Origin of the sequence: Variovorax paradoxus (assembly GCF_902712855.1) — a bacterium.
GTDB classification, from domain to species: Bacteria; Pseudomonadota; Gammaproteobacteria; order Burkholderiales; family Burkholderiaceae_C; genus Variovorax; species Variovorax paradoxus_Q.
Genome location: NZ_LR743507.1, coordinates 1848957 through 1869093 on the forward strand (window position 1 = coordinate 1848957; position 20137 = coordinate 1869093).

17 protein-coding genes are annotated in these 20137 nt (G+C 67.9%); 13 read left to right on the forward strand and 4 right to left on the reverse strand.

What is annotated here, in order from left to right; translation table 11 throughout:
- Positions 1 to 22: 22 nt before the first annotated feature.
- The gene (gene zwf, locus AACL56_RS08225; protein WP_339089336.1) at positions 23 to 1492 is read right to left on the reverse strand and encodes a glucose-6-phosphate dehydrogenase; all 1470 of its coding nucleotides are present in this window, start codon (positions 1490 to 1492) and stop codon (positions 23 to 25) included.
- Positions 1493 to 1641: 149 nt separating this feature from the next.
- Between zwf and AACL56_RS08230 the strand changes: the two genes are divergently transcribed.
- From AACL56_RS08230 to AACL56_RS08245, 4 genes are read left to right on the forward strand one after another with little or no spacing between them, the layout of a single operon-like run.
- On the forward strand, positions 1642 to 2655 hold the full coding sequence (locus tag AACL56_RS08230; RefSeq protein WP_339089337.1) for an ABC transporter substrate-binding protein: 1014 nt from the start codon (positions 1642 to 1644) through the stop codon (positions 2653 to 2655).
- Positions 2656 to 4914, forward strand: a complete 2259-nt coding sequence (locus AACL56_RS08235) for an ABC transporter permease (protein ID WP_339089338.1) — start codon at positions 2656 to 2658, stop codon at positions 4912 to 4914.
- Between the two features lie 15 nt (positions 4915 to 4929).
- Positions 4930 to 5973, forward strand: a complete 1044-nt coding sequence (locus AACL56_RS08240) for an ABC transporter ATP-binding protein (RefSeq protein ID WP_339089339.1) — start codon at positions 4930 to 4932, stop codon at positions 5971 to 5973.
- Positions 5974 to 5985: 12 nt separating this feature from the next.
- Positions 5986 to 6648, forward strand: a complete 663-nt coding sequence (locus AACL56_RS08245) for an HAD family hydrolase (protein ID WP_339089340.1) — start codon at positions 5986 to 5988, stop codon at positions 6646 to 6648.
- Here the strand turns inward: AACL56_RS08245 and AACL56_RS08250 are convergent.
- Positions 6594 to 7262 (reverse strand): lipocalin family protein, encoded by a 669-nt coding sequence (locus AACL56_RS08250; protein ID WP_339089341.1) that lies wholly within the window; start codon positions 7260 to 7262, stop codon positions 6594 to 6596. The two genes, AACL56_RS08245 and AACL56_RS08250, sit on opposite strands and share 55 nt — an antisense overlap.
- A gap of 305 nt (positions 7263 to 7567) precedes the next feature.
- Here AACL56_RS08250 and tal point away from each other — a divergent pair, with 305 nt between their 5' ends.
- Both tal and pgi read left to right on the forward strand, forming a co-directional pair.
- Positions 7568 to 8524, forward strand: coding sequence for a transaldolase (gene tal, locus AACL56_RS08255; protein ID WP_339089342.1), 957 nt, complete (start codon positions 7568 to 7570; stop codon positions 8522 to 8524).
- A gap of 2 nt (positions 8525 to 8526) precedes the next feature.
- Positions 8527 to 10089, forward strand: coding sequence for a glucose-6-phosphate isomerase (gene pgi, locus AACL56_RS08260; protein ID WP_339089343.1), 1563 nt, complete (start codon positions 8527 to 8529; stop codon positions 10087 to 10089).
- Here pgi and AACL56_RS08265 read toward each other — a convergent pair.
- Both AACL56_RS08265 and AACL56_RS08270 read right to left on the reverse strand, forming a co-directional pair.
- On the reverse strand, positions 10070 to 11137 hold the full coding sequence (locus tag AACL56_RS08265) for a 4-hydroxythreonine-4-phosphate dehydrogenase PdxA (protein ID WP_339089344.1): 1068 nt from the start codon (positions 11135 to 11137) through the stop codon (positions 10070 to 10072). The genes pgi and AACL56_RS08265 overlap by 20 nt on opposite strands.
- Before the next feature lie 41 nt (positions 11138 to 11178).
- Positions 11179 to 12153, reverse strand: a complete 975-nt coding sequence (locus tag AACL56_RS08270; protein WP_339089345.1) for a Bug family tripartite tricarboxylate transporter substrate binding protein — start codon at positions 12151 to 12153, stop codon at positions 11179 to 11181.
- 93 nt (positions 12154 to 12246) lie between these two features.
- Here AACL56_RS08270 and AACL56_RS08275 point away from each other — a divergent pair, with 93 nt between their 5' ends.
- The 7 genes from AACL56_RS08275 (at position 12247) to AACL56_RS08305 (ending at position 20111) form a co-directional block, all read left to right on the forward strand.
- Positions 12247 to 13179 (forward strand): LysR family transcriptional regulator, encoded by a 933-nt coding sequence (locus AACL56_RS08275; RefSeq protein WP_339089346.1) that lies wholly within the window; start codon positions 12247 to 12249, stop codon positions 13177 to 13179.
- Between the two features lie 228 nt (positions 13180 to 13407).
- Positions 13408 to 14718 (forward strand): ABC transporter substrate-binding protein, encoded by a 1311-nt coding sequence (locus AACL56_RS08280; RefSeq protein WP_339089347.1) that lies wholly within the window; start codon positions 13408 to 13410, stop codon positions 14716 to 14718.
- A gap of 160 nt (positions 14719 to 14878) precedes the next feature.
- Positions 14879 to 15736, forward strand: coding sequence for a carbohydrate ABC transporter permease (locus AACL56_RS08285; protein ID WP_339089348.1), 858 nt, complete (start codon positions 14879 to 14881; stop codon positions 15734 to 15736).
- A 74-nt stretch (positions 15737 to 15810) separates the two neighbouring features.
- Entirely contained in the window at positions 15811 to 16644 is an 834-nt protein-coding gene (locus AACL56_RS08290) for a carbohydrate ABC transporter permease (RefSeq protein ID WP_339089349.1), read from the forward strand.
- 167 nt (positions 16645 to 16811) lie between these two features.
- Complete coding sequence (locus tag AACL56_RS08295) at positions 16812 to 17852, forward strand: ABC transporter ATP-binding protein (protein ID WP_339089350.1); 1041 nt, start codon at positions 16812 to 16814, stop codon at positions 17850 to 17852.
- A gap of 85 nt (positions 17853 to 17937) precedes the next feature.
- Positions 17938 to 19326 (forward strand): D-arabinitol 4-dehydrogenase, encoded by a 1389-nt coding sequence (gene dalD, locus AACL56_RS08300; RefSeq protein WP_339092829.1) that lies wholly within the window; start codon positions 17938 to 17940, stop codon positions 19324 to 19326.
- Positions 19323 to 20111 carry an L-iditol 2-dehydrogenase gene (locus tag AACL56_RS08305; protein WP_339089351.1) on the forward strand — a complete coding sequence of 263 codons (789 nt, stop codon included), beginning with the start codon at positions 19323 to 19325 and terminating at the stop codon, positions 20109 to 20111. The genes dalD and AACL56_RS08305 overlap by 4 nt, the downstream gene beginning before the upstream one ends.
- The last annotated feature ends 26 nt before the right edge of the window (positions 20112 to 20137 follow it).

Sequence of the window (20137 nt, forward strand, 5' to 3'; positions counted from 1 at the left end):
CCGCGCGCGCGGCCGGCGTGCGCTACTGCTCCTCGCCCCAGGCGAAGCCGTCGCGCGCAATCATCGCGCTCGACGCGCTCGGTCCCCACGTGCCCGCTGCGTAGGGCCGCGGGCCGCCGTCCGACTCCCAGCTGTCGATCAGCGGCTCGACCCAGCGCCATGCTTCTTCCTGCTCGTCGCTGCGCACGAACAGGTTGAGGCGCCCGTCGATCACGTCGAGCAGCAGGCGCTCGTAGGCGCCGACGCGCTCGGCGCCGAAGCGCTTGTCGAAGTCGAGGTCGAGCTGCACCGGCGCCAGCTGCGCGGCGCTCTGGTGTCCGTTGCTGCGCTGGCGGTTGTCCTGCGCCTGCGCGAGCATGTGCAGTTCGAGCCCGTCCTTGGGCTGCAGGTTGATCACCAGCTTGTTGACGTTGCCCGCGGGCGCGCGGTAGATGGCATGCGGCGTGGGACGGAAGTTGACCTCGATGCGCGCGTCGCGAGAGGCCAGCCGCTTGCCGGTGCGGATGTAGAAGGGCACGCCCGCCCAGCGCCAGTTGGCGATTTCGGTGCGCAGCGCCACGAAGGTCTCGGTGCGGCTGTCCGGCGGCACGCCGGGCTCGTCGCGGTAGCCCTGCACGCGCTCGCCGTACGCCGTGCCGGCCGTGTACTGGCCGCGCACCGCGTGCAGGCTCAGGCTCTCCGGGGTCCAGGGCTTGAGCGCGCGCAGCACCTTCAGCTTCTCGTCGCGGATGGCGTCCGCGTGGGCGTTGATCGGCGGCTCCATGGCCACCGCGCACAGCAGCTGCAGCGCATGGTTCTGCACCATGTCGCGCAGCGCGCCGGTCTGGTCGTAGAAGGCGCCGCGTTTTTCCACGCCGAGGTCTTCGGCAATGGTGATCTGGATGTTGGCGATGTGCTCACGGCGCCAGATGGGTTCGAACAGCGCATTGCCGAAGCGCATCGCGAACAGGTTCTGCACCGACGGCTTGCCGAGGTAGTGGTCGATGCGGAAGACCTGCTTTTCCTCGAGCACCTTGCTCACCGCGGCGTTGATGGCGCGGTTGGAGGCGAGGTCGTGGCCCAGCGGCTTTTCGAGCACCACGCGCGTGCTCGGCCCGTTCAGGCCGGCCGCGGCGATCTGCTCGACCACCTGCGTGAACAGCGCCGGCGCCGTGGCCACGTACATCACCACCGTGTCGGCGTTGCGCTGCTTGAGCAGTTCGGACAGGCGCGCGTAGTCGTCGGGCTTGGACAGGTCCATGCGCAGGTAGTGCAGCATCGACGCGAATTTCTTGAACTCGTCGGGCGACGGGCGCTTGGAGCCCTCGACCGCGCTGAAGCGCGACTGGATGAGTTCGCGGTACTGGTCGTCCGAATGGTCGTCGCGCGCCACCCCGATGATGCGGCCATCCTGCGGCAGGCTGCCGTGGCGGAAGGCCTGGAACAGCGCAGGCATCAGCTTGCGCCAGGCGAGGTCGCCGGTACCGCCGAACAGAACGAGATCGAAGCTCATGAAAAGACTTTCCTTTGTCTGAATGCCCGGCAGGCCGCGGGCCATGTGCAGTCGCGATGGTACTTGTACCGATTCGCGGGACCTGTACTAAAGCTACGCTGCCATGAGGCCGCAGGGCCTTTTTTTATTGCAGAGGCGGAGATTCGCAAATGAAGAGCAAGATTTTTACCGCAGCCGCGCTGCTCGGCCTGTCGGCCGTGGCCTCGGCACAGACCGTCAATGTGATCTGTTCGGTGCAGGCCGAGTGGTGCAACGTCATCTCCACCGTCTATGCGCGCACCACGGGCGTGCGGATCAACATGTCGCTCAAGGGCTCCGGCGAGGCGCTGGCCCAGCTGATCGCCGAGAAGGACAACCCCAAGACGGATGTCTGGTTCGGCGGCACCGGCGACCCGCACCTGCAGGCGGCCGAGCAGGGCCTGACGCTCGAATACAGGTCGCCCACGCTGTCGCAGCTGCACCCTTGGGCGCAACAACAGGCGAAGCAGTCGGGCTACAAGACCGTCGGCATCTATTCGGGCCCGCTGGGCTTCGGCTACAACCCCGAGCTGCTCGCCAAGAAGAAGCTGCCCGTGCCCAAGACCTGGGCCGACCTGCTCAAGCCCGAGTACAAGGGTGACATCCAGGTGGCGAACCCCGCGTCGAGCGGCACCGCATACACCATGATCGCCACGCTGGTGCAGCTGATGGGCGAGGACAAGGCCTTCGAATACCTCAAGGCGCTGCACAAGAACGTGGGCCAGTACACCCGTTCGGGCACCGGTCCCATCAAGGCGGTGGCGCGCGGCGAGACGGCCGTGTCCATCAGCTTCGTGCACGACGGCCCCGGCGAGAAGATGCAGGGCTTCCCGGTCGAGACCATCACGCCGAGCGACGGCACCGGCGCCGAGATCGGTTCCATGAGCATCATCAAGGGCGCGCGCAACCTCGATGCTGCCAAGAAGTTCTACGAATGGGCGCTGACGCCCGGCGCGCAGGAACTGGGTGCGGCCAACAAGCAGTTCCAGCTGCCCAGCAACGTGAACGCCAAGCTCGACCCGCGCATTCCCGACTTCAAGAAGATCAAGTTCATCGACTACGACTACGCCAAGTACGGTGCCAGCGCCGAGCGGCGCCGCCTGATCGCGCGCTGGGAAAAGGACGTGAATTCGCTGCCGCGCTAAGTGGAAACGCGTTTCGATGAAGGCACGCCGGTCAATCCGGCGTCGCTGGCCGCGGCCCGGCGTTCGCAGCGCTGGATAGGGGCATGGGTCGCGTTGGGCTTCGCGGCCTACCTGCTGCTGCCCTGGTATGCGATCCAGGATTCGGCCTGGTACGACGCCGTTCCGCAGGTGTTCAGTCAGGCGGAGGGCGCCAATGGCCTGATGCAGGCCGCCACGCAGGGCCGTGGCTGGCTCTTCATCGGGTTGGCCGGACTGCTGCTGTGCGCCGTGGGCGCATGGCTGCCGGCCGGCAAGCCGCAGGGGCGCTGGCTGCTGGCGGGCGGCGCCGTGGGCGCCATTGGGCTGGCGGTCGCGGGCTTCACCATCGGCGCGAAGGGATGGAGCGTCGCGGCGCTGAACACGCAGTTCGGCGAACTTGCCATCAACCAGTTCGGCATCGGCGCGGGCGGCTTCCTGGCGCTCACCGCGCTGGTGCTTCTGGCGGCCTTTGGCATCGCGCGGCTCGGGCTGTTCAAGGGCGACCTGTTCGTGTCCGCTGCGGTCGTCGGTTGCGGCGTGCTCATGGCGCTGTTCATCGCCTACCCGGTCAGCAAGGCGCTGTCGGGCGCGTTCTTCAACGAAGACGGGCAGTGGTCGATCACGGCGTTCGTCGCGCGCGTGTTCACCGAACGCATCTGGGGCGTGGGTTGCCTGAGCGGCGGCGTGCGCTGCGGCGTGGCCTGGAACACGCTGGTGCTGGCGCTGCTCACCGCCGCGGGCACGACCTTCCTCGGCACGTTGATGGCGCTGATGGCCGAGCGCGGCAGCAGGCGCGGGCAGGGCGCGCTGCGGGTGCTGGCGCTGCTGCCTATCATCACGCCGCCCTTCGTGGTGGGGCTGGGCCTGATCCTGCTCTTCGGCCGTGCAGGCATCGTCAACCAGCTGCTCGAGAGCGTGTTCGGCATCGAGCCCACGCGCTGGTTCTACGGCATGCCGGGCGTGCTGGTGGCGCAGCTGTTCGCCTTCACGCCCATCGCCTTCATGATCATGCGCGGCGTGGTGCAGGGCATCGCGCCCAGCCTCGAGGAGGCCGCGCAGATGCTGCGCGCCGACCGGCGCCGCGCCTTCTTCACCGTGACGCTGCCGCTGCTGAAGCCCGGGCTGGCGAACGCTTTCCTGGTCGGCTTCATCGAGAGCATCGCCGACTTCGGCAATCCGGTGGTGGTCGGCGGCCAGTTCTCGGTGCTGTCGACCGACATCTTCTTCGCCATCGTCGGCGCGCAGTACGACCAGGGCCGCGCGGCCTCGCTCGCGTGGGTGCTCACGCTGTTCGCGCTCGGCGTGTTCGCGCTGCAGCGGGGCCTGCTGGGCAGGCAGAGCTACACCACCGTGAGCGGCAAGGGCGACGCCGGCATTCCCATGGCGCTGCCCGACGGCGTGCGGCGCACCATCCACTGCATCGCCTTGCCGTGGATCGCGTTCACCGCGGTGGTCTACCTGTTCGCCTTCGCGGGCGGCTTCGTCCAGACATGGGGGCGTGACTACACCTTCACGCTGAACCACTTCAAGAACGCATTCGCGCTCGAGTGGGGACAGTTCGGGCTGGTGTGGGCGGGCACGGCGTGGAACTCGCTGATCACCACGCTCAAGCTGGCGGGCATTTCGGCGCCCATCACTGCGGCGCTGGGCCTGCTCATTGCGTGGCTGCTGGCGCGCAACGCGTTCAAGGGGCAGGGCCTGTTCGAGTTCGGCGCGCTGCTCGCCTTTGCCATTCCGGGCACGGTGCTCGGCGTGAGCTACATCCTGGCCTTCAACGTGCCGCCCTTCGAACTCACCGGCACGGGGCTGATCATCGTGCTGTGCTTCATGTTCCGCAACCTGCCGGTGGGCGTGCGGGCCGGCACGGCCGCCTTCAAGCAACTCGACCGTTCGCTCGACGAGTCCTCGCTGATGCTGCGCGCATCGACCTCGCAGACGCTGTTCAGGGTGGTGCTGCCGCTGCTCAAGCCTGCGCTGGTGGCCGCGCTGGTCTACAGCTTCGTGCGCGCCATGACCACGGTCAGCGCGGTGATCTTCCTGGTGACGGCAGAGAACGAACTGGCCACCACCTACATCATCGGCCGCGTGGGCAATGGCGACTACGGCATCGCGCTGGCGTACTGCACGGTGCTGATGGTGCTGATGTCGCTGGCCATCGCGCTGGTGCAGTGGGCGGTGGGCGAGCGCAAGCTGGGGCGGCGCAAGGCAGGCGCGCCGGTGGTGGCCGCGCCGGTGCACTGACATGGGAGACAGGACATGAGCAACGGCATCGAATTCCGCAACGTCACCAAGCGCTACGGCAGCGACACGAACGCGCCGATGGCCGTCAAGGGCATCAGCTTCGAGGTGCCCGTGGGCACGCTCACCACCATCCTCGGTCCCTCGGGCTGTGGCAAGACGACCACGCTGCGCATGATCGCGGGGCTGGAGTCGCCCACGTCGGGCGCCATCTTCATGGGCGGGCGTGATGTGACGACGCTCGGACCGGCCGAGCGCAACGTCAGCATGATGTTCCAGAGCTACGCGCTGTTCCCGCACATGAACGTGATCGAGAACGTGGGCTACGGCCTGCGCATGAGCGGCGTGAAGAAGGACGAGGCCACGGCGCGGGCGCGCGAGGCGCTGCGCGGCGTGGGCCTGGTCGGCTTCGACGAGCGCCTGCCCAGCGAACTCTCGGGCGGCCAGCAGCAGCGCGTGGCCCTGGCGCGCGCGCTGGTGCTGGAGCCGGCGGTGCTGCTGTTCGACGAGCCGCTGTCGAACCTCGACGCCCGGCTGCGGCGCGAGATGCGCGAGGAGATCCGCGCACTTCAACAGCGGTTGAAGCTCACCGTGGCCTACGTGACGCACGACCAGAGCGAGGCGCTGGCCGTGAGCGACCAGATCATCGTGATGGACCATGGCGTGATCGCCCAGCGCGGCACCCCCGAGCAACTCTACGGCCGGCCCGAGAGCGAGTTCGTGGCCGGCTTCATGGGCGAGGCTTCGGTGTTCCCGGCCACGGCGCAGCCCGACGGCAGCGTGGCGATGGGGCCGCTGCGCCTGCAGCCGCGCCACGCGGTGGCGCCGGGCGCGGTGAAGGTCGCGGTGCGGCCGGAGGCCTGGCAGATCGGCGGGGCGGAAGGCTTGCCAGCCACCTTGCGCAAGGCGGCCTACCTCGGCAGCTTCTACGAATACGGCTTCGACACCACCCTGGGGCCGGTCTTCGTGGTGTCGACCGACCTGTCCCGCCCGCTGGCCGCCGGGGCGCAGACCACGCTGTCCCTGGGAGCCCATGGCGTGAGCGTGGTGCCCGGCACATGAAACAATGGCGGCATGAACGTGGTTTTCGATCTGGGCGCCGTGCTGTTCGCATGGGAGCCCACCCGTCTTGTACAGACCCATCTTGCAGCCCACGCACCCAATGAGGCCGCCGCGGCCGCCATGGGGCGGGCGCTGTTCCATCACGACGACTGGACCAGCTTCGACTGCGGCACCCGCACGCTCGACGACGCCATCGCCCGCATGTCGGCCCGCCTCGGGCTGCCGGCCGAGCCTCTGCACGCCATGCTGGAAGGGCTCGGCGAGCGACTGGAGCCCATCGAAGTCACGGTCGGGATGCTCGAGGAGCTGATCGCGCATCGCGATGCCGGCCAGCCGCTGCGGCTCTACTACCTGTCGAACATGCCTGCGCCCTATGCGCGTGCGATCGAGCGGCGGCATGCGTTCATGCGGCGCTTCGACGGCGGCGTGTTCTCGGGCGACGTGAAGTTCCTCAAGCCCGAGCGCGAGATCTACGAGGTGCTCGCGGTGCGTCACGGCCTCGACCCCGAGCAGACGGTGTTCATCGACGACTCGGCCGCCAACGTCGAGATGGCGCGCGCCTTTGGCTGGCACGCCATCCACTGCACCGCGCCGGCGATGCTGCCGTCGCAGCTGCAGCGCTACCTGCCGGTGAGCACCACCTTGTCGGTGTCGAACCCGAGGCTGCGGGCGTAGTCGAGTTCGGCCTCGAGCACTGCGGCATCGAGCCGCGGCGCGCGCGACAGCACCCAGAGGTATTGCCGGTCGGGCGTGCCGACCAGAGACACCTGGTATTCGCGGTCGAGCTTCAGGATCCAGTAGTCGCCCCACACCACCGGCAGCCAGCTGAGCCAGGCCGGGGCGAAGCGCACTTCGAGCCGCCCGGCGCCAAGCTGGCCCGCCACGGGCACCACGCGGGCGGTGCCGATGGCTTCGTCGAAATTGCCGTCGTCGCGCACGCAACGATTGAGCACCTGGACGGTGCCGTCGGCCTGGGGCGTGTACTCGGCCGTGACCGGGCCGCCGCACTGCTTCTGGAACCTGTTGGGCAAGCGCGCCTGCTCGTGCCAGAGGCCTGCGTAGCGTTGCAGGTCGACGGGTGCGACCACCTGCAGAGGGGCGCGCATGAGCGGAGCGCCATCGGCCGGTCCGGCGGGGTGGGCACGCGCGGTACGCGCCGCGCCGAGCGCCAGCCACGTGGCCACGCCGCCGACAACGAAGGCCGTGGCCATCGCGCCGATCGCCTGGCTGGTGCGGCGGTCGTCGAAGGGCCGGACGGCGGGCACGGCAGGGCGAGGGCGTTGGGTCATGGGAGGCACTCCTGGATAGGGGGAAAGAAGAACGCAGGCCGGACAGCGCCGGAGCGTTCGGCGTCCTCTCAAGTTAGTCCCTTGCCGCCCCTCCTGGCCGTCAGTCGCGGACCACAGCGGGTGTAGGGCGGGAGGCCGAAACCGGGTGGCGCGGCAGCAATGGCGGCGGGTGGGGCGGCGTACAACCCCACGGGCATCAGGCTGATGGAGCCGCACGAAAACCCGTGCTACGGTGCGCATGAAAACATCGGCCGACGCGCAACTGCGTGCAGGACTTGTCACAACCCGCACAGGATAATGATTTCATGAACCAACTCGATGCCCTCCGCCAGTGGACCACCGTCGTCGCAGACACCGGTGACTTCAAGCAGCTCAGCGTTTCCAAGCCGCAGGACGCGACCACCAATCCGTCGCTCATCCTCAAGGCCGTGCAGAAGCCCGAATACCGGCCGCTGCTCGACGAGACCGTGAAGAAGCACGCCGGCAAGCCCCTCGACGAGGTCATCGACCGCCTGCTGGTGCGCTTCGGCACCGAGATCCTGTCGATCATTCCGGGCCGCGTGTCGACCGAGGTCGACGCCCGCCTGTCGTTCGATACGGCCGCCACCGTCGCCCGCGGCGAGCGCATCGTGGCGCTCTACAAGGCCGAAGGCATCGACGCCGGCAAGCGCGTGCTCATCAAGGTCGCCTCCACCTGGGAAGGCATCGAGGCCGCGCGGCAGCTCGAGAAGAAGGGCATCCGCACCAACCTGACGCTGCTGTTCTCGTTCGCGCAGGCCGTGGCCTGCGGCGCAGCCGGCGTGCAGCTCATCTCGCCCTTCGTGGGCCGGATCTACGACTGGCACAAGAAGTCCGAAGGCGCCAAGTGGGACGAGGCCGCCAACGCCGGCGCCAACGACCCCGGCGTGAAGTCGGTGCGCCAGATCTACGAGTACTACAAGCAGCACGGCATCAAGACCGAGGTGATGGGCGCGAGCTTCCGCAACATCGGGCAGATCAAGGCGCTGGCCGGCTGCGACCTGCTCACCATCAGCCCCGAGCTGCTGGGAGAACTGGCTGCGAGCAACGAGCCGCTCGCGCATGCGCTCGACGCCAAGGCCGCCGCCAAGGGTGACGCACCCGAGGTCAGCTACGACGAGGCGGGCTTCCGCTTCGCGCTCAACGAGGACGCGATGGCCACCGAGAAGCTCGCCGAAGGCATCCGTGCCTTCGCGGCCGACGCCGTCAAGCTCGAGAAGCTGATGCAGGAAAGCGGCAAATAAAGATGGCCATGACGCTTCGCTGCGACCGCGCACCGGCCTGGGCGCAGCTGCAGTCCTACTTCGAGACGGCGGGCCGCCAGTTCGACGTGCGCCATGCCTTCGTGGACGACGCGGACCGCTTTGCCCGCTTCAGCCAGCAGGCGCCGCACGTCTTCGCCGACCTGTCGAAGAACCTGATCGACACGCGCGCCGAAGGCCTGCTGCTTGCGCTCGCGCGCGAATGCGGCCTCGAGGCACACCGCGACGCGATGTTCGCGGGCGAGCACATCAACAACACCGAAGACCGTGCCGTGCTCCACACGCTGCTGCGCGCGCCGGCCGATGCGCCCACCGGGCCGAAGACGGTCAACGAGCTTCGCGAGGTGCACGCCACGCTCGACGCGATGCTCGCCTATGCCGAGAAGGTGCGCGGCGACCACACGATCACCGACGTGGTCAACATCGGCATCGGCGGCTCCGACCTCGGCCCGCAGATGGCGGTGCTGGCGCTGGCGGAGTTCGCCGCGCCGGGCAAGCGCTTCCACTTCGTCTCCAACGTCGACGGGCATGAACTGGCGGGCGTGCTGAAGGGCCTTGCGCCCGAGCACACGCTGTTCCTGATCGCCTCGAAGACCTTCACCACTGCCGAGACGATGACCAACGCGCAGTCGGCGAAGCGCTGGTACGAGCAATCGGGCGGCACCGACATCGCAGGCCATTTCGCGGCGCTCACCACCAACGTGGAAGCGGCGAAGAAGTTCGGCATCGACACCACCTTCGGTTTCTGGGACTGGGTGGGCGGGCGCTATTCGCTGTGGTCGGCCATCGGCCTGCCGATCGCGCTGGCCATCGGTGCCGATGGCTTCCGCCGGCTGCTCGCGGGCGCGCACGCGATGGACGAGCACTTCCGCACCGCGCCGCTCGCGCAGAACCTGCCGGTGCGCCTGGGCCTGCTCGACGTCTGGTATCGCAACTTCCACAAGTTCACGAGCCGCAGCATCGCGCCGTACCACAGCGCTTTGAAGCGCGTGCCGGCCTACCTGCAGCAGCTAGAGATGGAAAGCAACGGCAAGCAGGTCGATGCGGGCGGCAGGCCCGTGGCAGTCGGAACCTCGCCGGTGCTGTGGGGCGAACCCGGCACCAATGGCCAGCATGCCTACTTCCAGATGCTGCACCAGGGCACCGACGTGACGCCGCTCGAGTTCGTGGCGGTGCGCGACGCGTCGCACGACCTCGAAGGCCATCACCCCAAGCTGCTGGCCAATGCGCTCGCGCAGGCGCAGGCGCTCATGGTCGGCAAGCTCGACGAGGGCGGCCACAGGAACTTTCCGGGCAACCGGCCGAGCACCTTCTTCGTGTTCGAGAAGCTCACGCCCGAAGCGCTGGGAGCCTTCCTGGCGATGTACGAACACCGCGTGTTCACCAGCGGTGCGTTGTGGGGCATCAACAGCTTCGACCAGTGGGGCGTGGAGCTGGGCAAGGTGCTCGCGAAGGACATCGAGCCGCGCCTCGCCTCGGGCGACGTCACGGGGCTCGACGCCTCCACAGCGGGCCTGCTGCAACGCCTCAGCCCGCAGCCGCAGTAAGCGCTTCGGCCGAACGTGCCGGCGCGCCGCCGGCCATGCGCACGCACAGATCGAAGGCCTGCTGCAGGCCTTCGATCTTGGCGATTCCCCGGCCCGCGATGTCGAAGGCGCTGCCGCTGGCCGACGTGGCCACCGGCACCGGCAGGCCGCCGTGCAGCGTCACCCCCTGCTCGAAGCCCATGAGTTTCATCGCGATCTGGCCCTGGTCGTGGTACATCGACACCACGGCATCGACATCGCCGCGACGCGCACCGATGAACACCGTGTCGGGCGAGAACGGTCCCCGCGCGTCGTAGCCTTCGCCGCGCAGCTGCTCGATGGCCGGCGCGATGATCTCGATTTCCTCCATGCCGATGGAGCCGCCGTCGCCCGCATGCGGGTTGAGCCCGGTCACCGCGATGCGCGGCTGCGCCACGCCCGCACGGCGCAGCGCGGCCGCGATGATCTTCACCGCGTCCCGCACGCCGTCGACCGTGATGTGGCTCGCCACATCCTTCAGCGGAATGTGCGATGTGACTCGCGAGGTCCACAGCGCGCCCGTGAGGTTGAACTCGCAGACAAAGCCGCTCACCGCGAACCGCTCCTGCATGTAGCGGAGCTCGTCCTCGTGCACCAGGCCGCCCAGGCGCAGCGAATGCTTGTTGAGCGGGGCGAACAGGATGCCGTCGGCCTGCCCGCGGCGCACCGCCAGCGTGGCCAGCTCCAGCGCCTCGAACGAGGCCCGGCCCGACTGCTCGTTCGATTCGCCGGGCACCGCCTCCTGCCCGTTCATCCAGTCGTGTGCGAGCAGCGTGGGACGGCCGTCTTCGAAGCGCACCGCGCCGAGGCTGTCGGCCTGCAGCGGGTCGAGCTTCACACCCGCCACGCGTTCGCCCGCAGCCAGCACCACCGGGTCGGCGATCAGCAGCACGCGTGCGGCGTCGAGGTTGCGCTGGCGCGCGAGCAGCTTCACGGCCATCTCGGGGCCGACGCCGCCGGGATCGCCGAGCAGCACGGCGAGGCGGGGCTTGGCGGAGGTCACGCGCGGGGTTGTCGAGGGGGTGGGCATGTCGGTCGTGGCTCGGTTGGGAAGTGAAGGAGAAGGCCGCTTCATTCGGCCTTGATGTTGGCGTCGCGCACGAGCTGGCCGTAATGGTCGAACTCCTGCCTGTTCATGGCGGCGAAGGGATCGCCGGTCAGCCCGCCGGGTTCGCCGCCCAGCGCCTTGATGCGGGTCTGCACGTCGGCCAGCTTGAGCGTGCGCGTGAGTTCGGCGCTCAGCCGTTCGACGGCGGGACGGGGCGTGCCGGCCGTCACGTAGAGGCCGTACCAGGTCGACACGTCGGCGCCCTTGATGCCCTGCTCGGCCAGCGTCGGCACGTCGGGCAGCTCGGGCGAGCGCTGCGGCGCGCTCACGGCCAGCGCGCGGAACTTGCCGGCCTTGATCTGGCCCATGGCCGAGGAGGTGCTGTCGAACATCATGTCGACCTCGCCCGCGATGATGTCGATGTGCGCCTGCGAGCTGCCCTTGTAGGGCACGTGGATCGACTTCATGCCGGTGGCCAGGTTGAAGGCCTCGCCGCCCACGTGCTGCGTGCTGCCGATGCCCGAGGAGGCGTACTTGAAGCCGCCCGGCTTCGCCGCCATGGCGGCCACCAGGTCCTTCACCGAACGGTAGGGCGAACTGGCCGACACCACCAGCACGTTGGGCATGACGGCCACCAGGCCGACCGGTTGCAGGTCCTTCAGCGGGTCGTACTTGAGCTTGAGGATGTGCGGCGCCACCGCCTGCGCGGTGTTGGTGGCCAGCAGCAGCGTGGCGCCGTCGGCCGGCGCGCGGGCGGTGAGTTCGCCGGCGATGGTGTTCGATGCGCCGGGCCGGTTCTCGACCACCACCGGCTGCCTGAGCGCCGGGGAGAACTTGTCGGCCAGCACCCGCGCCAGGATGTCCGTGCCGCCGCCGGGCGAGGCGCCCACCATGATGCGCATCGGCTTGTCGGGGTACGCCGGTTCGGCGCCGGCCGCGGCCGCCGCGAGCAGCGCTGCCGCCAGCCCCGCCGCGCGGGCCAGGAAGGAAAGCTTCATCGGGTTGTCTCCAGCTTGTTGTGAGGCCGAGCGTACGAAGCTTCGCCATTCCGATCCAATCGAAAAAGGCCGAGGCTCCATATACTTTTGCGCATGACATCCGGCCTCACCGACGCATCGCTGATGCTCCATGTGCGCCCGCGCCAACTGCTGCTGCTGGCCCGGCTCGACACCCACCGCCACCTGGGCCGCGCGGCCGAGGCCATGAACATCAGCCAGCCCGCGGCGACCAAGCTGCTGCAGCAGCTGGAGGATTCGCTGGGCGAGCGGCTCTTCGAGCGGCTGGCGCGCGGCATGGAGCCCACGCCCTACGGCGAGATCCTCATCCGCTATGCACGCCGCGTGCTCAGCGACTTCGGCTCTGCGCGCGAGGAGATGCTGGCTTTGCGCTCGGGCCTGAGCGGCGCGCTGCGTGTGGGCTCGGTGCCGGGCGCCGTGCCCGAGCTGCTGGCGCCCGCGCTGGTCGAGTACCACCGCCGCCATCCGCAGGTGGCGGTGTCGGTGGTGGTGGAGACCAGCGACGTGATCCAGGCGCAGCTGGAGCAGGGCGACGTCGACCTCGTGCTGGGGCGCCTCACCGACGGCCACGACGAGGCGAAGTACGCGAGCGTGCCGCTGCTGGGAGAGTCGCAGGTGGTGGTGGTGCGTGCGGCGCATCCGGTGTTCGAGCGCGCGAGCGTCACGCTGGCCGACATGGCGAGCTGGTCGTGGGTGCTGCAGCCGCCGGGTTCGCCGCAGCGCGGGCGCTTCGAGGCGGCGATGCGCGAGGCCGGCATCCAGGCGCGGCTGGACATCATCGAAACGGCATCGCCGATCGCCATCACCGCGCTGCTCGAGAACTCCGACATGGCGGCCGTCATGCCCGCCTCGCAAGCCGGCCACTACGCCCGGCTGGGCGTGCTGCGCACCGTGCCGATCGAGCTGCCGGTGCGCGTGCCGCCGATCAGCCTGATCACCCGAGAGGACCGGCCGCTGTCGCCGGCCGCCGCGCAGTTCCGGCGCCAGCTGCTGGGCGAGAGGGGCTGAAGCAGCGTCGTGCGGCGCTGCCCGGTACGAATCCACGCGAATCGGCACCTGAGGCCTTTGGATTGCGCACAATGCATGCTGTATTGCATTGATTAGGGAATCTCCTACTCAACTGGTGCATGAAAGTACCTGTGCTGACAATCGAAGTACCAAAACTGCAATCACGTTTCTTCAGAATCCCCGCACGGCGACCCGACAAGAGGGCGTCGCTCACCTCTAGGAGACAACATGAAGCGTTTTCTGAAAGCGGGCCTCGTCCTCGCGCTCATCGGTACGGGCGTCGTGTCCCAGGCCGCCACCGAACTCGTGATCGCGACCGTCAACAACGGCCACATGATCGAGATGCAGAAGCTCACCCCCTTCTTCGAGAAAGCCAATCCCGACATCAAGCTCAAGTGGGTCACGCTCGAGGAGGGCACGCTGCGCCAGCGCGTGACCACCGACATCGCCACCAAGGGCGGCCAGTTCGACGTGATGACCATCGGCCTGTACGAAACACCGATCTGGTCGAAGAAGGGCTGGCTCAAGCCCATCGCCACCGATGCGGCCTATGACGTGGACGACCTGCTGCCCGCCATCCGCAACGGCCTGTCGAACGACGGCAAGCTGTATGCCGCACCGTTCTACGGCGAGAGCTCGATGCTCATGTACCGCAAGGACCTGGCCGACAAGGCCGGCATCAAGTTCTCCGACCAGCCCACGTGGGCGCAGGTGAAGGAGTTCGCGGACAAGGTCAACGACCCCAAGGCCGGCGTGTACGGCATGTGCCTGCGTGGCAAGCCGGGCTGGGGCGACAACATGGCCTTCCTGACCACGCTGGTGAACACCAACGGCGGCCAGTGGTTCGACATGCAGTGGAAGCCGCAGATCGACACCAAGGCCTGGAAGGACGCGATCACCTTCTACGTCGACATCATGAAGAAGGACGGCCCTCCGGGCGCTTCGGCCAACAGCTTCAACGAGAACCTCGCGCTGTTCAACGAAGGCAAGTGCGCGGCATGGGTCGACGCGACCATCGCCGCTTCGTTCATCAGCGACCCGAAGCAGTCGAAGGTGGCCGACAAGGTGGCCTTCGCGCAGGCGCCCACCGCCACCACGCCGAAGGGCGCCAACTGGCTGTGGTCGTGGAACCTCGCCATTCCCGCCAGCTCGACCAAGGACGAGGCCGCGCAGAAGTTCATCAAGTGGGCCACGTCGAAGGACTACATCAACCTGGTGGCCAAGGAAACCGGCTGGGCCTCGGTGCCGACCGGCACGCGCAAGTCGACTTATGCGAACCCCGAGTTCCAGAAGGTTGCCAAGTTCGCAGAAGCCGAGAAGAAGGCCATCGACAGCGCCAACCTCACCGACAGCACGCTGCCCAAGTCGCCGTACGTCGGCGTGCAGTACGCCGCCATTCCAGAGTTCCAGGCCATCGGCGTGGCGGTGGGCCAGCAGATGAGCGCGGCCCTGTCGGGCAAGGTCACGGTCGACCAGGCGCTGAAGACCTCGCAGACGGCAGCCGAGCGCGAAATGAAAAAGGGCGGCTACTACAAGTAAGCCCGCCAGGCCTTGGTGGCTTGCTCCCTCCCCTTCCGGGGGAGGGTAGGGATGGGGGCACGCGGCGCTCGCGACAACGCCGCGCCTGAACAGGCGGCCCCATCCCGGCCTTCCCCCAGCGGAGGAAGGTGCCGGGGACAACAAGAGAACGGACTGCCTCATGAAAAGACTCCTGCCCCGCGCCCTCATGGCGCCCGCGGTGCTCACGCTCTTGCTCTGGATGATCGTGCCGCTCGCGATGACGTTGTACTTCTCGCTGGTGAACTACAACCTCATGCAGCCCGGCGAACGCACCTTCGCGGGCATCGAGAACTTTCACTACTTCATCACCGACCCCGACTTCTGGCCGGCCACCTGGAACACGCTGCTGCTGATCGGCAGCGTGATCGTGATCACGGTGGTGTTCGGCGTGCTGCTCGCGCTGCTGGTGAACGAGCCGTTCCCGGGCCGCGGCATCGTGCGCGTGCTGCTGATCTCGCCGTTCTTCGTCATGCCTGCGGTGAATGCGCTGCTGTGGAAGCACATGATGATGAACCCCATCTACGGCGTGCTGGCCGATGTGTGGCGCTTCTTCGGCGCGCAGCCGGTCGACTGGCTGACCGACGTGCCGCTGCTGTCCGTGATCATCATGGTGGCCTGGCAGTGGCTGCCCTTCGCCTGCCTGATCTTCATCACCTCGCTGCAGTCGCTCGATCGCGAGCAGATGGAGGCCGCGCGCATGGACGGCGCCAGCCCGTTCCAGCGCTTCTTCTATCTGACCATTCCGCACCTCGGCCGCCCGATGGCCGTGGTGATCATGATCGAGATGATCTTCCTGCTCAGCGTGTTCGCCGAGATCGCCATCACCACCAACGGCGGCCCGGGCAACGAGAGCACGAACATGACCTACATGATCTTCAAGCAGTCGCTCATGAACTTCGACGTGGGCGTGGCTTCGGCCGGTGCGCTCTTCGCGGTGGTGCTGGCCAACATCGTGGCCGTGTTCCTCATCCGCATCATCGGCAAGAACCTCGACTAGCCATGTTGCACACCCCCAGTCTTCGCGCACTTCGTGCCGCTTCGCCGACCCTCGCACGTTGGAGTACCTGAGCCATGCAACAACAAGCTCCCAGCAATTTCGTGCCGCAGGCGATCCGCACGGTGGTGGCATGGGCCGTCACGCTGCTGCTGTTCTTTCCGCTCGGCTGGCTGTTCCTCACGGCCTTCAAAACGGAACTGCAGGCCATCCATGTGCCGCCGCTGTTCATCTTCGAGCCCACGCTCGACAACTTCGGCGAGGTGCAGCGCCGCAGCGACTACCTGCTTTATGCGCGCAACTCGCTCATCACCAGCCTGGGCTCGACCATCCTGGGCCTGCTGATCGCGGCGCCGGCGGCGTACTCGATGGCCTTCTTCCGCACGCGCAAGACGCGCGACATCCTCATGTGGATGCTCTCCACCAAGATGATGCCGGCCGTGGGCGCGCTGGTGCCCATCTACGTGATCGCGCAGACCGCGGGCATGCTCGATTCGCTGACCGCACTCACCATCGTGTTCACGCTGTCGAACCTGCCGATCATGGTGTGGATGCTCTACAGCGCCTACAAGGACATCCCGCCCGAGATCCTGGAGGCCGCGCGCATGGATGGGGCCAACCTCTGGACCGAGTTCCGCCACGTGGTGATGCCGCTGTCGGTGGGCGGGCTCGCTTCGACCGGCCTGCTGTGCCTGGTGCTGAGCTGGAACGAGGCCTTCTGGGCGCTCAACCTGACCTCGGCCAAGGCGGGCACGCTGGCCACGCTGATCGCCTCGTACTCCAGTCCCGAGGGCCTGTTCTGGGCCAAGCTGTCGGCGGCCTCGCTGATGGCCATCGCGCCCATCGTGGTGTTCGGCTGGTTCAGCCAGAAGCAGCTGGTGCAAGGCCTGACCTTCGGCGCAGTGAAATGAACACCCCCAGTCTTCGCGCACTTCGTGTCGCCTCGCCAACCCCTTCAAGGGGGCGCTGCCAGCGGCCCGGCAAAGCCGGTTCCGCGGCAGCTCCCGCATTCCGCTGCGCGCTTTCGACCCGTGCAGGCGCTTCGGCAGCCTGCTCACGAGCAATCAAGGAGTTTTGAATGGCCTACCTCGAACTCAAGAACATCAAGAAGAGCTTCGGCGACGTCAACATCATCAAGGGCGTCGACCTGCAGATCCAGAAGGGCGAGTTCATCGTCTTCGTCGGGCCCTCGGGCTGCGGGAAGTCGACGCTGCTGCGGCTCATTGCGGGGCTGGAGCCCATCACCAGCGGCAACCTGATGCTCGACGGCAAGGACATCACCTGGGCGCCTTCGGGCAAGCGCGACCTGGCCATGGTGTTCCAGAGCTATGCGCTCTATCCGCACATGAGCGCGTACGACAACATGTCGTTCGCACTCAAGCTCGCCGGCGTGCCCAAGGACGAGATCAGGACGAAGGTCGAGCACGCGGCGAAGACGCTCAACCTCACGCAGTATCTCGACCGCACGCCCAAGGACCTGTCTGGCGGCCAGCGCCAGCGCGTGGCCATCGGTCGCGCGATCGTGCGCGCGCCCAAGGTGTTTCTGTTCGACGAGCCCCTGTCGAACCTCGACGCGGCATTGCGTGGCAACACGCGCGTCGAGATCCACAAGCTGCACCGCGCGCTGGGCGCGACCACCATCTATGTGACGCACGACCAGGTCGAGGCCATGACGCTGGCCGACCGCGTGGTGGTGTTGAAGGACGGGCTGATCGAGCAGGTCGGCACGCCGCTGGAGCTGTACGACCGCCCGGCCAACCAGTTCGTCGCGCAGTTCATCGGCATGCCGTCGATGAACATGGTGGCGGCCAGCGCCATTCCGAGCTTCTCCGCCGCCACCGGCGGCAGGCTTCCCGCCGACGGTTTTCTCGGCGTGCGTTCCGAGGGCCTGCGCGTGTATCCGAAGCAGGGCTCACCGGTGAGCGACGTGCAGGGCCGCGTCGAGCTCATCGAGGCGCTGGGCGCCGACACGCTGATCCACGTCGACGTCGGCGGCGTGCCGCTGATCGCGCGCCAGAACGACCGCACGCCGCTGCAGGCGGGCGACGACGTGGCGGTGGAGCTCGATCCTTCGGTGCTGCACCTCTTCAACCGCGAGGGCCGTTCGGTCAGCGCGTGACGCCACCTTCTTTTCTTCACTGCATTCTTCAACGGACATTCCCGTGACCATCGCGCACATTCCACCGGCTCCCACGGAGTTCACGGTGCTTCACCTGGGCCTGGGCTCGTTCCATCGCGCGCACCAGGCGGTCTACCTGCAGCGGCTGATCGAGGCGGGCGACACCCGCTGGTCGCTGTCGGGCGCCAACATCCGGCCCGACATGGCCGACGTCGTCGCGGCGCTGCAGGCGCAGGGCGGCCGCTACACGCTCGAAACGGTCTCGCCCGCGGGCGAATACCGCTACGAACAGATCGAGGCCATCCGCGAGGTGCTGCCCTGGGAGCGCTCGCTGGCCAGCGTGATCGCGCGCGGCGCGGCGGCCTCGACGCGCATCGTGTCGTTCACCGTGACCGAGGCTGGTTACTACCTCGACGACAAGGGCAGGCTGGACCTGTCGTTCGGCGACCTCGCCGCCGATGTGGAACGCGCACGCAAGGGCGAGGCCGGCGGCGACAACGTGACCATCTACGGCGCGGTGTGCGCCATCCTGCGCGCGCGCAAGCAAGCCGACGCGGGGCCGGTCACGCTGCTGAACTGCGACAACCTGCGCCACAACGGCGACCGTTTCCATGCAGGCCTGCTGGAGTTCATCGGGCTGTCTGGCGACACCGATCTGCTGGCCTGGGTGAATGCGAACACGCGCTGCCCCAATGCCATGGTCGACCGCATCACGCCGCGCCCCCCGCCCGAGCTGCGCGCGCGCGTCAAGGCCGCCACCGGGCGCGACGACGCGGCCGCCATCACCGGCGAGAGCTTCATCCAGTGGGTCATCGAAGACAACTTCGCAGCGGGCCGGCCCGACTGGGGCCGCGTGGGCGTGGAACTGGTCGAGTCGGTGCAGCCGTACGAAGAGGCCAAGATCCGCATCCTCAACGCCACGCACAGCTGCATCGCCTGGGCGGGCACGCTGGTGGGCCTGAACTTCATCCACGAAGGCACGCACAACGCAGCCATCCGCAGGATGGCGTTCGACTACGTCACCGACGACGTCATCCCGTGTCTCGTGCCGAGCCCGATCGACCTGGCCGTCTACCGCGACGTGGTGCTCGACCGCTTCGGCAACCCGGCCATCCGCGACACCAACCAGCGCGTGGCGGCGGACGGCTTCTCGAAGATCCCCGGCTTCATTGCGCCGACCGTGCGCGAGCGGCTGGCGGCCGGGCAGGGCATCGACAGCGTGGCGATGCTGCCTGCGCTGTTCCTCGCGTTCCTGCAGCGCTGGCACCAGGGGGCGTTGCCCTACGCCTACCAGGACCAGGGCATGGACGAAGCCGTGGCGCACGCCATCTGCGATGCGGCCGACCCGGTCGTCGCGCTGTGCTCGGACGCGGGGCTGTGGGGCGAGCTTGCAGCCGATGCGCGCCTGATCGAGGCCGTGCGTCGCGCCGGCGAGCGCGCCACGCACTTCATCGCAACGGAGAGCAGGCCATGAGCGGCCGCCTGCAGGACCGGCACGTGCTGCTGACCGGCGCGGGCGGCGGCATCGGCTTGGCCGTGGCACGGGCCTGCATCGCCGAAGGCGCGCGCTGCACCGTGATCGACCGCGCCACCGCCGCGCCCGACGCCGTGCGCGCGGCGCAGCAGGCGCATCCGGAGATGCTCGCCTACATCGCTGCGGACGTCACCGACACGCAGGCCATCGCGCACATGCTGGCCGAGGCGCAGGTTGCGTTCGGGCCGATCCACACGCTGTTCAACAACGCCGCGGTGTTCGACCTGGCGCCGCTGCTCGACAGCGACGAAGCCTCGTTCGACCGGCTCTTCGCGGTGAACGTGAAGGGCATGTTCTTCGTGATGCAGGCGGTGCTGCGTCACATGGTCGAGGCCGGCACGCAAGGCGCGTCGGTCATCAACATGGCCTCGCAGGCGGGGCGCCGCGGCGAGGCGCTGGTGTCGCACTACTGCGCGACCAAGGCGGCCGTCATCAGCTACACGCAGAGCGCTGCGCTGGCCATGGCGCCGCACGGCATCCGCGTGAACGGTATTTCTCCCGGCGTGGTCGATACGCCGATGTGGGACCATGTCGACAGCCTGTTCGCCAAGGCCGAAGGGCTGCCGTTGGGCGAGAAGAAGCGGCAGGTCGGGCTGGCGGTGCCCCTGGGCCGCATGGGTGTGCCGGCGGACATCGCCGGGGCGGCAGTGTTCCTTGCCAGCGACGAGGCGCGCTACATCACGGCGCAGACCCTCAATGTCGACGGCGGCAACGTCATGAGCTGACTGTTTTTTTCCTGCGTGTCCGAAGC